The sequence below is a fragment of the Streptomyces sp. NPDC004266 genome (assembly GCF_042874095.1).
Lineage (GTDB): Bacteria > Actinomycetota > Actinomycetes > Streptomycetales > Streptomycetaceae > Streptomyces.
On sequence record NZ_JBIAMM010000006.1, the window covers coordinates 104,337 to 118,126 of the forward strand.

A 13,790-nucleotide genomic window follows, 5' to 3' on the forward strand; every position below is an offset into this window, starting at 1 on the left:
CTCCCTCAGACGAAGCTGTACGGCGGCAGCGGTCCCGTGAGGGTGAAGTCGTACGCGTCCCCGCGCCGGTCGGCCTCCGCCTGCACGGCTTGGACGAACTCGGCCGTGCGCTCGGCCGGGACCAGGAACGAGGCGTTGAGGAAGTGGTCGCCGCCGACGCCGGAGACGGCGGAGCGGGTGGCCGAGCCGTCCAGCCGGGTCACGATCTCCTCGGCCTCCCGCTCGCCACGGGCCACGACCTCGCGCGAGACGAGCTCTCCCAGGGCGACCCGGTCCTCGTGGGTGCCGGAGCCGTCGCGGGTGCGCTCGTTGAGCTCCCGGGCCTGCTCGGAGTCGGCGAGGACCGCGCGGAGCATGTCGTCCTCGTCCCTGCCGGCCTTGAGGTGGTACTCCACGTGGCCGTCGAGCTCGGCGAGCCGCTGTCGGTACGCCTGTTCCTCCCGGTCCAGGACGTCGGCGACGCGCTCGTCGTCGGGGCCGAGCAGACCGAAGCGCATCGGCAGGGTCGCTCCGTCGGCCATGAGCGACTCCAGGACGTTCTGGTGGGCCATGACGTCGCGCCGCTTGGCGCGCAGGCCGGGGGGCGCGTCGCTCACGACGGCCGTCAGGGCGCCGGTGCGGACGGTGCGCAGGGGTGACGGCGGATCGCCGACCCCTCGCAGACCGTCCAGGCGCACGGGGTGCTGGGCGTCGGTGATGGCGTAGACGTACGTGGACAAGGTGTCACTCCTCTCGCTTCCGGGCCGTCTGGCGGCCGGCCGTCGACTTGCGGGCCGGGCGCTTGCCGGCTTCCTCCTCGGACTCGTCGCGCTTGCCCTGCAGCGTGTCCGTGAAGGCCTCCACGGCGCCGCTCAGCGCTCCTTTGGACTTGCCCTTGGCGCCGCTCTCGGTCATCTCGCCGACGATGTCGGTGAGTTGGGTGGGCGCCTTGCGACCGGATTCCAGGTCGAGGCGGTTGCACGCCTCCGCGAACCGCAGATACGTGTCGACGCTGGCGACGACCACGCGGACGTCGATCTTGAGAATCTCGATTCCGACCAGGGAGACGCGGACGAACGCGTCGATCACGAGCCCCCGGTCGAGGATGAGTTCGAGGACGTCGTAGAGATTGCCCGAACCACTGCCACCGGTCGTGGCGTTGCTCTGCTGGACGAGTGTCACGATGAAGCTCCTTCCGGTGATCGCGCGGGACCGGCGAAGGCCGGGTACCCGCCGGTCATCCGCTGGTTTCAGCGGCGGTCGATCTGCCCCCTCGCGTAACGGCGAACGCGTTCGTAGGCGAGCAGTCGCCCTTCGGCGTCGAGTTCGACGTGGTAGGTCGCCATGACGCTCATGGTGTCGGGGACCTTTTCGAGTTCGACCACTTCCACGTCCGCGGACCAGCCCTCACCGGTGCCCTTCACCGCCGAGACGGATCCCGGCTCGCACTGGAGCAGGTCCGCGAGCTGGCCGGAGGCGCGGCGCATGACGGTGGCGATGTCGCAGCGCCCGCCGGCGGCGGCATCGCCCGTCCCGCCTTTCCTGTCTTCGGTCATGTTCCTGATCTCGCCTTCGTGCTCCTGGAAAAGGTGTGAGGAAAAGCTCCGGCCGCCGAATGCGGCTGCCGTTCGCGTGCCCCTGCGATCCGAACGTATGCGTGATCGCGGCCGATTCGCCGAACGAGCGGTGGACCCCACGCATTTCGGTCCCGCGCTTTCCGTTTCCGAATGCCCCGCATACGCACGGGTAGGCGGGCACGGAAATCATCGGGCCCCGGAGAAAGGGAAGTCGTGACGATCTCGGGATTCCTCAGCGCCTTGGTCATCGGTGTCGCGGTCGGTCTGCTGGGCCGTCTCGTCCTGCCCGGAAGACAACACATAGGCGTCCTGTGGACGCTCGTCGTGGGAATCGCCGCGGCGCTGGTCGGGTCGTTGACCGCCGCCCTCCTCGGGCTTTCGGACACCCGGGGCGTCGACTGGACGGAGTGCCTGCTCCAGATCGCGCTCTCCGCGCTCGGGGTGGCGGCCCTGGACCGCGTCCTGGGCGACGTGCGCCCTCCCGGGCGCTGAGGACCCGGCCGTTCAGCCGCCCTCGGGAAAGGCGTCGGCACGTACGTGGGGCATGGGGCGGCTGGTGACCCGGTACGGCTGCTCGCCGGGCGGGCCCGCGGACGGGGTGACGCGCACGGTCGGCGGTCCCGCCCACTCGTAGCCCTTCCGCTCCCCGTACCGGACCAGATCGTCCGTCAGGGACTCGCCGACGTCGCCTCGGCCGCGGCGGACCAGCTCTTCGTGCACCCCGGCGTCGAGTTCCACCTCGTAGGCGTTCGGTACGACCACTCTGCTCTCGCTGCACACCACGGCGTGGTCGTCGCACTCGCGGTGCAGCGCGTCGAGCAGCTCGACGTGTTCGCGGTGGCGGACCTTGGAGACCAGCCTGTTCTGCCAGCGTTCCAGGGCGCGTTCCCACCGCGAAAGCCCTCCCCCCGCCGCGTGCCCGCCCATCACCGTCGCCCGCGCAGCCGCCCGAGCAGCCTGCGGGCCTGCTCGCGCCTGCGGGGGTCGGCGGCGGCGCGGCGGGCCGACGCGATCGTCCGCCGTCCCTGCGGACTGCGGGTGAACTGCTTGATGCAGGTGATCAGTCCGGACATGGTTCCTCCTCGGGGCCGTGTGCGGTCCGCCTACCCGGGGACGCCCGGAGGATGCCGACGGCCTTCGGCGGTGCGCCGCGCACGGGGGGCAACCACCGTGCGAGCGACGGGCCTTGGGGCCGGTCGCCGGCGGCGGTGGGTCCGCCCTCCCGGAGGGGACCGCGTCAGGGGCTCGTCGTCGACACCGCGTACACCCGCGGGAAGGCGGGGTCGGTGAGGTCGACGGTGATGTCGGTCCGCGGGCGCGGTTCCTCGCGGGTGACGACGGAGCCCGTCCAGGTCACGCCGTGGGCGAAGGTCCAGCCGGCGATGTCGGCGTCGCGCTCGCCGACGGTGACCCGGCCCGGGGTGAGCGCGGAGCGGGCGGTCCCGGACTCGGCGAGGAAGGCGTCGAGGCCTCCGGCGGTCGTCGTGAACTGGACGTACAGCCGGCTGGTCTTCCAGTTGCTGGTCTCGTAGTAGGCGACGTCCCAGGCCCCGGAGGGGATCGGGATCTCGAAGACCCGCCGCTTCATCAGCGAGGGCCAGTTGTCCTGGAGGCCGGCCGCCGACGACTCGCGCTCCTTGTCCCGGCCGCTGTCGCGGCTCTGGCCCGCGGAGATGACGAGGTAGCCGGCCGGGATGCCGACGAGCAGCACGATGATGACGGCCGTCAGCCAGCGGCGGCGGATCATGTGCCGGCGGTCCTCGGGCAGCCTGTCCTGCGGGGGGCGGGGCAGGACGGTCTGCTGAGGCAGGGTGGCCTGCTGGGACAGGGTGGTCTGCTGGGGCAGGGTCATGAAGAGGGGTCCTCGGGGGTGCGTGCGGTCCGGCCCGAGGTCCCGTTGCGCAGGGCCTGGGCGTAGCGCTCGTACCGTTCGTACCGCTCGACGCGGCGCCGGTTGGCGCGGCGGAAGCGGCGGGCGACGAGCCGGGCGAGGTCGGCGGCGCCGACCATGCCGGCCTCGGGGCCGAGCTGGGCGCGGGTGATGCGGGCCTCGGGACGGTAGCCGCGGCCGGTGAGGTGGCGGCGGAAGGCGTCCCTCGCGGGGCCGATGAGCAGGTCGTCGGCGGCGGAGACGCCCCCGCCGATGACGAAGCAGGAGGGGTCGAGGGCGGCGGCGAGGTTGGCGATGCCGACGCCGAGCCACTGGCCGATGTCCTGGAACAGCTCGACGCACATGGCGTCGCCCTCGCGGGCGAGCTCGGTGATGAGGGGGCCGGTGATCTCGGGGATGTTCCCCTTGACCCGATCGATGATCTCGTACGCCACCGGGGAGTCGGCGGCGGCCAGCTCGCGGGCCTCGCGGACCAGCGCGTTCCCCGAGCTGTACTGCTCCCAGCAGCCGCGGTTGCCGCAGGGGCAGCGGTGGCCCCCGGGGACGACCTGCATGTGGCCGAACTCTCCGGCGACGCCGTACTTGCCCCGCTTGACCTGGCCGTCCTCCAGGATGGCGCCGCCGATGCCGGTGCCGAGGGTGATCATGACGAGGTGGTCCTCGCCGCGTCCGGCGCCGAAGCGCCACTCGGCCCAGGCGGCGGTGTTGGCGTCGTTGTCGACCATGACGGGGACGGCGAGGCGGCCCTGGAGGGCGTCGCGGAGGGGTTCGTTGCGCCAGGCGAGGTGCGGGGCGAAGAGGACCCGGGCCCGGTCGGCGTCGACCCAGCCGGCCGCGCCGATGCCGACGGCGTGCACGTCGTGCCGGTCGGAGAGGTCCAGGACCAGCTCGACGATGGTGTCCTCGACGACCTTGGGGCTCTTGGACTTGTCCGGGGTCTCCGTGCGGAGCTTCTCCAGGATGTTGCCGTCGGCGTCGACGACGCCGGCCATCACCTTCGTGCCGCCGATGTCGATGCCGACGGTCGGCACCCGGGGCGCCGTCAGGTGGGAGCGCCGCTCCCGGCTCCCGACGGTCCGCAGCACGGTCCCGCGGGCGGCTCCCCGGTGGGCGAGGTCACGGTAGGTACTCATCGGCTCCGATTCTGCCAGGTGGGGTGTCAAGGGGCCGTCACGTCGCGGAGCGGGCCGGTCACGTGCCGGTCGGCCGCTCCAGTTCGTGCCGCAGGTCCTCCAGCTCGCTGCCGCCCGCCATCTGCCGGGTCAACTCGTCGAGCGTGACGGAGTCCTTGGTGTGGCTCGCGGCCATGAGGCCCCGCTTGAGGAGGACGAAACGGTCGCCGACGAGGTAGGCGTGGTGCGGGTTGTGGGTGATGAGAACCACTCCGAGGCCTTCGTCGCGGGCGGCCGCCACGTACTTCAGGACGACCCCGGACTGCTTGACGCCGAGCGCGGCGGTCGGCTCGTCGAGGACGAGGACCTTGGCGCCGAAGTGGACCGCACGGGCGATGGCCACGCACTGGCGCTCGCCGCCGGAGAGGGTGCCGATGGGCTGGTCGACGTCACGGAGGTCGATGCCCATGCGCAGCAGCGCCTCGCGGGTCGTGGTGCGCATCAGCTCGACGTCGAGGCGCTTGAGCGGTCCCCTGCCCCTCGTGGGTTCGGAGCCGAGGAAGAAGTTCCGCCAGACCGGCATGAGGGGGACGACGGCGAGGTCCTGGTAGACGGTGGCGATGCCCCGGTCGAGGGCGTCGCGCGGGTTGGCGAGGGCGACCTCCTCGCCCTCGATGCGGAAGGTTCCGGCGTCGTGCCGGTGCAGACCGGCGACGATCTTGATGAGGGTGGACTTGCCGGCGCCGTTGTCACCGAGGACACAGGAGATCTCGCCCGCGCGGACCTCCAGGGAGACCCCTTCTAGGGCGCGGATGTTTCCGTAGTACTTGCTGACGTCGGCCAGCTCCACGAGCGGAGTCGACTCCGTGGTCACTTGGTCGCCTCCACGCGCTTGCGGATCCAGGCGTTCAGCAGGGTCGCCAGGAGGAGCATCGCTCCCAGGAAGAACTTGAACCAGTCGGGGTTCCACTCGGCGTACACGATGCCCTTGCTGGTCATGCCGAAGATGAGGGCGCCGACCGCCGAGCCGATGGCCGAGCCGTATCCGCCGGTGATCAGGCAGCCGCCGATGACGGCCGCGATGATGTAGATCAGCTCGTTCCCCACGCCTTCGCCCGACTGGACGACGTCGAAGGAGAAGAGCAGGTGCTGGCCGGAGATCCAGGCGCAGAGGGCGACGGCCGTGTAGAGGCCGATCTTCGTGCGGTGGACGGGGACGCCGACCGCGCGGGCCGCGTCGGCGCCGCCGCCGACGGCGAAGATCCAGTTGCCGAAGCGGGTGCGGAGCAGGATCCAGGTGGCGAGCGCGACGAGGCCGAACCACCACAGGATGGTGACCTTGAACTCGACGCCGCCGATCGTCCACTCGGAGGCGAACAGCTTCCGGGCGGAGGGGAAGCCCTCCATGTCGGCGATGGTCTTGGTGGAGACGGTGCCGCTGATCAGCTTGGTGAGGCCCAGATTCAGGCCGGACAGCATGAGGAAGGTGCCGAGCGTGATGATGAAGCTGGGCAGCTTGGTGCGGGTCAGCATGAAGCCGTTGAAGGCGCCGATCGCCAGGGTGACGAGCAGCGAGACGCCGACGCCGACCCAGACGTTCGCCGTCATCTGGTAGCTGAACATCGAGGAGACCAGCGCGGAGCTGGTGACCAGGACGCCGGCGGAGAGGTCGAACTCTCCGCCGATCATCAGCAGGGCCACCGGGACGGCCATGATGCCGATGGTGGAGGCCGCGTAGAGGACCGTGCCGAGGCTGGAGGGCTTGAGGAAGCTGTCGGCGGCCACCGCGAAGAAGGCGAAGACGGCGACCGCGCCGACGACCGAGCCGAGCTCGGGGCGGGCGAGCAGCTTCTTCAGGGGGGTGGTGCGCAGCAGCCGTTCGTCGACGTGGTCGACGCCGTCCGACGGCGGGGCGGTGGAGCTCATCGGGTGCCCCGATCCGCGTACTCCTTCAGGGCGGCGGCCTGGTCCTTGGTGATGATCTGGGGGCCGGTCAGGACCGGCTTGCCGCCGCCGAGGACGTCGGCGTTGTAGCGGTAGAGCCAGAGCAGGTCGACGGCCTCGTAGCCCTGGAGGTAGGGCTGCTGGTCGACGGCGAAGCCGAGGGTGCCGGCCTCCAGGGCGGTCGCGACCTTGGCGTTGAGGTCGAAGGTGTCGACCTCGGCCTTGCTGCCGGCGCCCTTCGCGGCCTGGACGGCGGTGTCGGCGAAGGGGGCGCCGAGGGTGACGACGGCGTCGACGTCCTTGTCGGACTGGAGCTTGGCCTCGATGGAGGCCTTGACGTCGGGCATGTTGGTGCCGTCGACGTAGAGGTTCACCAGCTCGCCGTCGAAGGTCTTCTTCACGCCCGCGCAGCGCTGCTCGTGGCCGACGTTGCCCTGCTCGTGCAGGACGCAGAGGGCCTTCTTCCTCCCGCGCTTGTCGAGCTCCTCGCCGACGGCCTCGCCGGCGACGGCCTCGTCCTGGCCGATGTGGGTGAGCGCCCCGTAGGCCTTGGACTGCTCGGCGCCCGAGTTCACGGTGATCACCGGGATGCCGGCCCTGACGGCCTTCTCGACGGCGGCCTTCATGGCGTCGGGCTTGGCGAGGGTGACGATCAGTCCGTCGACGCCCTTGGCGACGTACGAGTCGATCAGCTGCGCCTGCTGCTGCGCCTCGTCGCTGTGGGCGTAGAGGAAGTTGATGTTGTCCTTGGCGGCGGCCTGCTTGGCGCCCTTCTGGACGATGTCCCAGAAGGTGTCGCCGTCGCCGGAGTGGGTCACCATGGCGAAGGTCCACCGGGGGGTGTCGACGGCCGCCCTGCCCTGGGCCTCGGCGGCCTTGCGGGCGTCCTCCGCCCGCTTCCCGCCGGTGCTGCTGCACCCGGCGAGCGCCGCGGTGAGTGCGAGGGCGAGCACGGCGCCGACTGCGGCGCGTACCCCTCCTGTCCGAAGCCTGGTCACGAGGCCGTGCCCTCCTTTGTGTCCTTCTGCGTGCATTGCAGTATCGGTCATGCGGGTCGTGGCACTGCCGAGGGGCCCCCTCGAGTGGCTACGGACGGGCCATCAGCTGGAACTCGAAGGAGTAGCGGGCCGCCCGGTAGAGGTGGGAGCCGTACTCGATGGCGCGTCCGGTGTCGTCGAAGGTGACGCGCTCCATCGTGAGCAGCGGCGCGCCCTCCGGTTCGTCGAGGAGCGCGGCCTCCTCGGCGGTCGCGGCGCGGGCGCCGACGGACTGGCGGGCGCTGTGCAGGGTGTGCGCGGCGGAGCGGAGCATGCGGTAGAGGCCGGTGGTCTCCAGGAGCTCGGTGTCGGGGGCGACGATCCCCGTGGGCAGGTGGTTGCGCAGGTACGCCATGGGCTCGCCGTGCGCGGTGCGGATCCGCTCCAGGTAGTGGACCTCGGTGCCCTCGGGCACGCCGAGGGCCGCGGCGGCGGATCCGGTCGCGGGTTCGAGGCGGTTGACCAGGACCCGGGTGGCGGGGCGCCGGCCGGCGGCGGCGAGGTCGTCGTACAGGCTGCTGAGTTCCATCGGGCGCCGGACCCTGCTGTGCACGACCTGGGTGCCGACGCCCCGGCGGCGGACCAGGAGGCCCTTGTCGACGAGGGTCTGGATGGCCTGGCGGACGGTGGGCCGGGAGAGGCCGAGGCGGGTGGCGAGGTCGATCTCGTTGCCGAGGAGGGTGCCCGGGGACAGCGTCCCGTTCTCCACGGCGGTCTCCAGCTGCTGGGCCAGCTGGAAGTAGAGCGGGACCGGACTCGTGCGGTCCACGGCCAGCGGAGGAAGCGGGGAGCCGGACTGCTTGGGCACGGGGGGAGCGTAGCCCGGGGCGCTGATGACGGGAAGTCGTGACGTCCGGTTGTCCTGACAAATCCTTGACAGTCGGGCCGTCCGCCTCCACGGTGGGCCCATGCGCATCGGACTGATCGGTACGGGACGGATCGGGAGTTTCCACGCGGGGGTGCTGGCCCGGCATCCGGAGGTCGAGTCGCTGGTCCTGGCGGACGCGGACGCCGTCCGGGCGGCCGGGGTGGCGGGGGCGCTCGGCGCGGAGGCGGCGCCGGACGTGGACGCGCTGCTCGGGCACGCCTTGGACGCCGTGGTGATCGCCTCGGCGACGGCCGCGCACGCGGAGCTGATCGCCCGCGCCGCCCGGGCGGGCCTGCCGGCCTTCTGCGAGAAGCCGATCGCCCTGGACGTGCCGGGGACGCTGCGGGCGCTGGACGCGGTGACGGAGGCGGGCACGGTGCTCCAGCTGGGGTTCATGCGCCGCTTCGACGCGGGGTACCGGGCGGCGCGCGAGGCCGTGCGGGCGGGGCGGCTCGGCCGGCTGCACACCGTGCGGGCGGCCACCTCCGACCCGGAGCCGCCGCCCGCCGCGTATCTGCCGCTCTCCGGCGGTCTCTTCCGCGACTGCCTCGTGCACGACTTCGACATCGTCCGCTGGGTGACCGGGCGGGAGGTCGTCGAGGTGTACGCGACGGGCTCGGACTCCGGGCCGGCGATGTTCCGGGAGGCCGGCGACGTGGACACGGCCGCGGCCGTGCTCACCCTGGACGACGGGACGCTGGTGACGGCGACCGCGACCCGGTGCAACGGCGCCGGGTACGACGTCCGCATGGAGCTGGCGGGCGAGCGGGACCAGATCGCGGTGGGCCTGGACGACCGGACCCCGCTCGCCTCGGTGGAGCCGCAGGGCCCGCCCGCCCCGGGCAAGCCCTGGCCCGGCTTCCTGGAGCGGTTCGCCCCCGCGTACGAGGCGGAGCTGGACGCCTTCGTACGGCTGGTGCGCGGCGAGGCGCCCAACCCCTGCGACGGCCGGGAGGCCCTGGCGGCGCTCCGGATCGCCGAGGCGTGCGAGCGCTCGCGACGGGAGCGGCGGCCGGTCCCGGTCCAGGACGCGCGACGGGAGCGGGGGCCGGTCCGGCCCGCCGGGGCGGGCGGACCGGCCGGGGGCGGCGGGGCCGGTTCAGCCGGCTGAGAGCACCGTGCCCTGGGCCACCGCGCACAGCGTCTCGGCGCCCCGCTCGTCGACGGTCGACAGGTCGCAGCGCACCACCGCCTGCCGCCGCCCGGCGTGGACCACCTCCGCCCGGGCGCGCAGCACTCCGCCCGTCGCGGGCCGGACGTACTGGATGGAGAACCCGGCCGTCAGCACGGCCGCGCCGAGCTCGGCGCCCGCGGCGAACGTGATCGCGTTGTCGGCCGCGTACGAGAGCACGCCGCCGTGCAGGAAGCCGTTCTGCTGCCTCAGCTCGTCGCGGTGGTCCACCTCGAGGACCGCACGGCCCGCGCCGAATTCGGTGAGGCGGGCGCCGACGAGCCGGCTGAACGGCTGTGCGTCGAGGACCTTCCGGGCGAGGTCGAGGTCGAGGTCGAGGGCGGGGGTCTGGTCGCTCAAGGGTTCACCACCGAACGGGGAGATGACGGGTCCCGCGCATGAGCATGCCGGGCAGCCATTCGAACGAACCGGCCTCCGCGTCGAGTTCCAGCCCGGGGAAGCGGTCCAGAAGTGTCCGGAGCGCGATCCTGCCCTCCAGGCGGGCGAGCGGCGCGCCCAGGCAGTAGTGGATGCCGTGGCCGAAGGCGAGGTGCCCCCTGGTGTCGCGGCGGATGTCGAAGCGGTCGGGCTCGGGGAAGCGGGCCGGATCCCGGTCGAGCGCCCCGATCCCCACGAGGACGCTCTCTCCCGCCGGGACGACGGTGTCGCCGATGGTGACGGGCTCCCGGGTGAAGCGGAAGGTGCCGGTCTCCACCGGTCCGTCGTACCGCAGGGACTCCTCGATCGCCCCGTCGAGGAGTCCCGGGTCGGCGCGCAGGGCGGCGAGCTGCTCGGGGTGGGTGAGCAGGTTGCGGACGGTGTTGGAGATCAGGTTGACGGTCGTCTCGTGGCCGGCGATGAGCAACAGGTAGGCCATGGCGCGGAGTTCGGGGCCGGAGAGCCGGTCGCCGTCCTCGGCGCGAGCGGCGATCAGACCGGAGAGCAGGTCGTCGGCGGGCCCCGCGGCCCGCTTGTCCTCGACGAGTCCGTCGAGATAGCCGCCGAAGCCCTCCAGGGCGTCGAGGATGCCCCGCTCGCCGGTCGGGGTGACGAGCTCGTTCGACCAGCCGCGGAAGGTCTCGCGGTCCTCCGCGGGGACGCCGAGGAGCTCGCAGATGACGGTGATCGGCAGCGGGAAGGCGTAGGCGTCGACGAGGTCGGCGCGGCCGGCCGGTTCCATGGCGTCGGCGAGTTCGTGGGTGAGCCGCTCGATGCGGGGGCGCAGGCTCTCGACCCGGCGGCCGGTGAACTCCGCCGTGACCAGGCGGCGCAGCCGGGTGTGGTCGGGGGCGTCCGCCGCGAGGAGGTGGACGCCGATGACGTCCTCCTCCGGGGGCCGGACGCCGATGACGGAGGGGGACTTGGCGAGCCGGGGATCGGCGAGCGCCGAGCGTCCTTCCTCGTGGCCGACGATCAGCCAGAACTGGAAGCCGTCGGGCATCCGCACCTCGTGGACGGGCCCTGCTTCACGGAGCTTCGCGTAGTAGGGGTACGGGTTCGCGGTGAAGTCCGCGCCGTACTCCCCCAGTTCGATGACGGACATCGAAGCAGACTATCCGACTAGTCGTCGTCGTCCGCGTCGACGAGGCCCGCGTCATGGACGAGGAGCGCGATCTGGACACGGTTGTTGAGGCCGAGCTTGGCGAGGATCCGCGAGACGTGGGTCTTGACCGTGGGGACGCTCATGTACAGCTCGGCGGCGATCTCGGCGTTCGACCGCCCGTGTCCGACGGCGACGGCCACCTCCCTCTCGCGGTCGCCGAGTCCGGTCAGGCGCCCGGCGGCCGTGGTGCGCCGCGGTGGGCGTTCCGGCCGCTCCACGACGTGGGCCACGAGCCGGCGGGTGACGGCCGGCGAGAGGACGGGGTCGCCCGCGGCGACCCGGCGGACGGCGGCGACGATCTCCGCGGGCGGGGTGTCCTTGAGGACGAAACCGGCGGCACCGGCCCGCAGGGCGCGCAGCACCTGCTCGTCGGCGTGGAAGGTGGTGAGGACGACGACCTCGGGGGCGCCGGGGCGGGCGCGGAGCCGCTCGGTGGCGGTGAGGCCGTCCACGTGGGGCATGCGGATGTCCATGAGGACGACGTCCGGGGCGTGCCGGGCGACGAGTTCGGGGACGTCCCGGCCGTCGGCGCCCTCGCCGACGATCTCGAGGTCTTCCGCGCCGCCGAGCATGAGGGCGAGGCCCGCGCGGACCAGGGGGTCGTCGTCGACGACGATCAGCCGAATGGTCATGGGGGCCACGGTAGCCAGGCGTGCAGGGCGAAACCGCCGTCGGGGGCCGGACCGTGCTCCAGTCGGCCGCCGGCGAGGGCGGCGCGTTCGGTGAGGCCGATGAGGCCCTGGCCGGAGCCGGGGACGTGGGGCACCGGGCCGGCGGGGGCCGGGTTGCGGACGTCGACGGTGAGGCCTTCGCCGGGCCGGCCGCGCACGGTGACGGTGACGGTGGTGCCGGGGGCGTGCTTGCGGGCGTTGGTGAGGGCCTCCTGCGCGATGCGGTAGACGGTGCGGCCGGTGGCGGCGGGCACCGCGGCCGGGTCGTCGACGGTGGTGTCGAGGACGACCTCCGCACCGGCCTCGCGGGACTCCTCGACCAGTGCGTCGAGGGTGGCGAGGGTGGGCTGGGGCCGGTCGCCGTCGCCGTTCTCGCCGGGGGCGCGCAGGACGCCGATGATCTCGCGGAGGTCCTGGAGGGCTTCGTGCGCGCTGTCGCGGATGACTCCGGCGGCACGGGCGATCTGCTCGGGCGGGGCGTCCGGCCGGAACTCCAGGGCTCCGGCGTGCACGCTCAGCAGGGTGAGCCGGTGGGCGAGCACGTCGTGCATCTCCCGGGCGATGGCCTCGCGGGCGAGCCGCTGGGCCTGGGCGGCGCGCAGTCCGGCCTCGGCCTCGGCGCGGCGGGCCCGCTCCCTGAGGGCTTCGACGAGCTGGCGCCGGGAGCGGACGAGCATGCCCCAGGCGGTGACGAGGAGGATGAGGATGAAGCCGAGGGCGATGGAGAGACCGGCGTGGGTGGTGGGGTCGGGACGGACGAAGACCTGGGCGACGGAGGTGGCGACGGCGAGGGCGCCGATCCAGGCGATCTCGCGGAACGGGCGGCGCACGGCGACGCTGAACAGGCTCGCGAGGAGGGCTCCGGCGGCGACCGGGGCCACGAGGTTCGCCAGGGAGAGGGCGACGGCGAGCCCGACGGGCCACCGTCGGCGCAGCCAGAGGGCGCAGCAGGCGGCGGCGCCGACCAGTTGGTCGACGAGGGTGACGGCCTCGCTGGTGTACTGCGCGCTGGCGTCGGCGGCGAGGAGACCGACGAACGCGGCGAGGAGGAACAGGACGGTGTCCACGGTCCAGTCGCGGAGGGTACGGCGGGGCCGGGCCGCTCCGGTCCCGCCCGGTTCGACCAGGTGGGAGGGGAGCAGCCAACGCTGCCGGTCCGTACGAGTCATGTCCGCAAATGTACGCAGGCCGGGTGCGTGCCGGCGGTCGTGCGGGCCGTCGGGCTACCGGAGTCGCCGAGGTCGATACTTTGGTATCGACCCCGGTAGACGAGCGGCGGACGCGGCCGGTCGACCCGCCTCGCCATGATCGGCTCATGAAGAAGTTTCTCGAGGGTGTCGGAGTGCTGCTGCTCCTGGCGGGCGTCGCCGGAGTGATCCGCGAGCTGACCGGCGGCTGGTTCCACTTCATGGGTCTGACCCGGTTCCTCACGGAGAACGTGGGGTTCCTGGAGGGCCGGGAGCTGTTCGCGAACGTCGTCGTCGCGGTCTTCGGGCTGGTCCTCGCGATCGTGGGGAGCCGGGTGGGGGAGAGACGGATGACGAAGGACTGAGCGGGCGGCTTCCCGGGGGTCAGGCGCTCGCCCGGTCGAGGCGGGTGACCTCGGCGAGGTGTTCGGCCATGCGGTGGGAGACGGAGCCGCTGGTGTGGAGGACGCCGCCGAGGACGGCCACGGGCACGGACGCGCCGAGAACGGCGAGGAGTTCGGGCCAGTCGCGCTCGTCGACGCAGCGGCTGTCGCTGTTGTGGAGGTTCTCGCTGGTGAACCGGGAGGTGCACTCGCGGCCGCGCTCACCGGTCTCGTAGGGCGTGAAGAGGAGCACGGCGAGCCAGATCCACAGGAGCACGGCCACGGCGAGGAGTCCGAGACCCCATGCCTGGGTGCGTCGGGCACGGGCGCGGAACGCATTGTCGTACACGAGTGAACGCATGGTCGA

The 13,790-nt window shown here is 72.5% G+C and carries 19 protein-coding genes; 3 read left to right on the top strand and 16 right to left on the bottom strand.

Going from position 1 to position 13,790, the window contains the following annotated elements; translation table 11 throughout:
- Positions 1-5 precede the first annotated feature (5 nt).
- The 3 genes from ACFYUZ_RS16545 to ACFYUZ_RS16555 all read right to left on the bottom strand — a co-directional run bounded on the left by ACFYUZ_RS16545 (position 6) and on the right by ACFYUZ_RS16555 (position 1,535).
- Entirely contained in the window at positions 6-719 is a 714-nt protein-coding gene (locus tag ACFYUZ_RS16545; protein ID WP_389309579.1) for a GvpL/GvpF family gas vesicle protein, read from the bottom strand.
- 4 nt (positions 720-723) lie between these two features.
- Positions 724-1,161 carry a gas vesicle structural protein GvpA gene (locus ACFYUZ_RS16550; protein WP_190159241.1) on the bottom strand — a complete coding sequence of 146 codons (438 nt, stop codon included), beginning with the start codon at positions 1,159-1,161 and terminating at the stop codon, positions 724-726.
- Positions 1,162-1,229: 68 nt separating this feature from the next.
- Complete coding sequence (locus ACFYUZ_RS16555) at positions 1,230-1,535, bottom strand: gas vesicle protein (RefSeq protein WP_389309582.1); 306 nt, start codon at positions 1,533-1,535, stop codon at positions 1,230-1,232.
- A gap of 234 nt (positions 1,536-1,769) precedes the next feature.
- Between ACFYUZ_RS16555 and ACFYUZ_RS16560 the strand changes: the two genes are divergently transcribed.
- A complete protein-coding gene (locus ACFYUZ_RS16560) occupies positions 1,770-2,048 on the top strand; it encodes a GlsB/YeaQ/YmgE family stress response membrane protein (RefSeq protein WP_389309585.1) in 279 nt (92 codons plus the stop codon).
- Between the two features lie 12 nt (positions 2,049-2,060).
- On the opposite strand, the gene ACFYUZ_RS16565 is transcribed toward ACFYUZ_RS16560, so the two are convergent.
- The 8 genes from ACFYUZ_RS16565 to ACFYUZ_RS16600 form a co-directional block, all read right to left on the bottom strand.
- Positions 2,061-2,483, bottom strand: coding sequence for an FhaA domain-containing protein (locus tag ACFYUZ_RS16565; RefSeq protein WP_389309588.1), 423 nt, complete (start codon positions 2,481-2,483; stop codon positions 2,061-2,063).
- Entirely contained in the window at positions 2,483-2,629 is a 147-nt protein-coding gene (locus tag ACFYUZ_RS16570; RefSeq protein ID WP_389309591.1) for a hypothetical protein, read from the bottom strand. The genes ACFYUZ_RS16565 and ACFYUZ_RS16570 overlap by 1 nt, the downstream gene beginning before the upstream one ends.
- Before the next feature lie 164 nt (positions 2,630-2,793).
- Positions 2,794-3,408, bottom strand: coding sequence for a hypothetical protein (locus tag ACFYUZ_RS16575; RefSeq protein WP_389309594.1), 615 nt, complete (start codon positions 3,406-3,408; stop codon positions 2,794-2,796).
- Entirely contained in the window at positions 3,405-4,580 is a 1,176-nt protein-coding gene (locus tag ACFYUZ_RS16580) for an ROK family glucokinase (RefSeq protein WP_389309596.1), read from the bottom strand. The genes ACFYUZ_RS16575 and ACFYUZ_RS16580 overlap by 4 nt, the downstream gene beginning before the upstream one ends.
- A gap of 58 nt (positions 4,581-4,638) precedes the next feature.
- A complete protein-coding gene (locus ACFYUZ_RS16585) occupies positions 4,639-5,433 on the bottom strand; it encodes an ATP-binding cassette domain-containing protein (protein ID WP_389309599.1) in 795 nt (264 codons plus the stop codon).
- Positions 5,430-6,485, bottom strand: coding sequence for an ABC transporter permease (locus ACFYUZ_RS16590; RefSeq protein WP_389309602.1), 1,056 nt, complete (start codon positions 6,483-6,485; stop codon positions 5,430-5,432). The genes ACFYUZ_RS16585 and ACFYUZ_RS16590 overlap by 4 nt, the downstream gene beginning before the upstream one ends.
- The gene (locus ACFYUZ_RS16595; protein WP_389309605.1) at positions 6,482-7,501 is read right to left on the bottom strand and encodes a sugar ABC transporter substrate-binding protein; all 1,020 of its coding nucleotides are present in this window, start codon (positions 7,499-7,501) and stop codon (positions 6,482-6,484) included. Before ACFYUZ_RS16595 ends, ACFYUZ_RS16590 begins: the two co-directional genes overlap by 4 nt.
- An 88-nt stretch (positions 7,502-7,589) precedes the next feature.
- On the bottom strand, positions 7,590-8,309 hold the full coding sequence (locus ACFYUZ_RS16600; RefSeq protein WP_389310284.1) for a GntR family transcriptional regulator: 720 nt from the start codon (positions 8,307-8,309) through the stop codon (positions 7,590-7,592).
- A 139-nt stretch (positions 8,310-8,448) separates the two neighbouring features.
- Here ACFYUZ_RS16600 and ACFYUZ_RS16605 point away from each other — a divergent pair, with 139 nt between their 5' ends.
- Complete coding sequence (locus ACFYUZ_RS16605; RefSeq protein ID WP_389309608.1) at positions 8,449-9,519, top strand: Gfo/Idh/MocA family oxidoreductase; 1,071 nt, start codon at positions 8,449-8,451, stop codon at positions 9,517-9,519.
- Here the strand turns inward: ACFYUZ_RS16605 and ACFYUZ_RS16610 are convergent.
- Genes ACFYUZ_RS16610 through ACFYUZ_RS16625 form a run of 4 tightly spaced genes read right to left on the bottom strand, consistent with a single transcriptional unit; the run spans position 9,508 to position 13,022 of the window.
- Positions 9,508-9,939: a PaaI family thioesterase gene (locus ACFYUZ_RS16610; RefSeq protein ID WP_389309611.1), complete on the bottom strand. Its 432-nt coding sequence runs from the start codon at positions 9,937-9,939 to the stop codon at positions 9,508-9,510. The two genes, ACFYUZ_RS16605 and ACFYUZ_RS16610, sit on opposite strands and share 12 nt — an antisense overlap.
- Before the next feature lie 4 nt (positions 9,940-9,943).
- A complete protein-coding gene (locus ACFYUZ_RS16615; protein WP_389309613.1) occupies positions 9,944-11,122 on the bottom strand; it encodes a cytochrome P450 in 1,179 nt (392 codons plus the stop codon).
- 17 nt (positions 11,123-11,139) lie between these two features.
- Entirely contained in the window at positions 11,140-11,814 is a 675-nt protein-coding gene (locus tag ACFYUZ_RS16620) for a response regulator (protein ID WP_389309615.1), read from the bottom strand.
- Positions 11,811-13,022 (bottom strand): sensor histidine kinase, encoded by a 1,212-nt coding sequence (locus ACFYUZ_RS16625; protein WP_389309617.1) that lies wholly within the window; start codon positions 13,020-13,022, stop codon positions 11,811-11,813. The genes ACFYUZ_RS16620 and ACFYUZ_RS16625 overlap by 4 nt, the downstream gene beginning before the upstream one ends.
- Before the next feature lie 146 nt (positions 13,023-13,168).
- On the opposite strand from ACFYUZ_RS16625, the gene ACFYUZ_RS16630 reads away from it, so the two are divergent.
- Positions 13,169-13,405 (top strand): hypothetical protein, encoded by a 237-nt coding sequence (locus tag ACFYUZ_RS16630; RefSeq protein ID WP_389309619.1) that lies wholly within the window; start codon positions 13,169-13,171, stop codon positions 13,403-13,405.
- Positions 13,406-13,424: 19 nt separating this feature from the next.
- On the opposite strand, the gene ACFYUZ_RS16635 is transcribed toward ACFYUZ_RS16630, so the two are convergent.
- A complete protein-coding gene (locus ACFYUZ_RS16635; protein WP_389309620.1) occupies positions 13,425-13,784 on the bottom strand; it encodes a hypothetical protein in 360 nt (119 codons plus the stop codon).
- Positions 13,785-13,790: the final 6 nt, after the last annotated feature.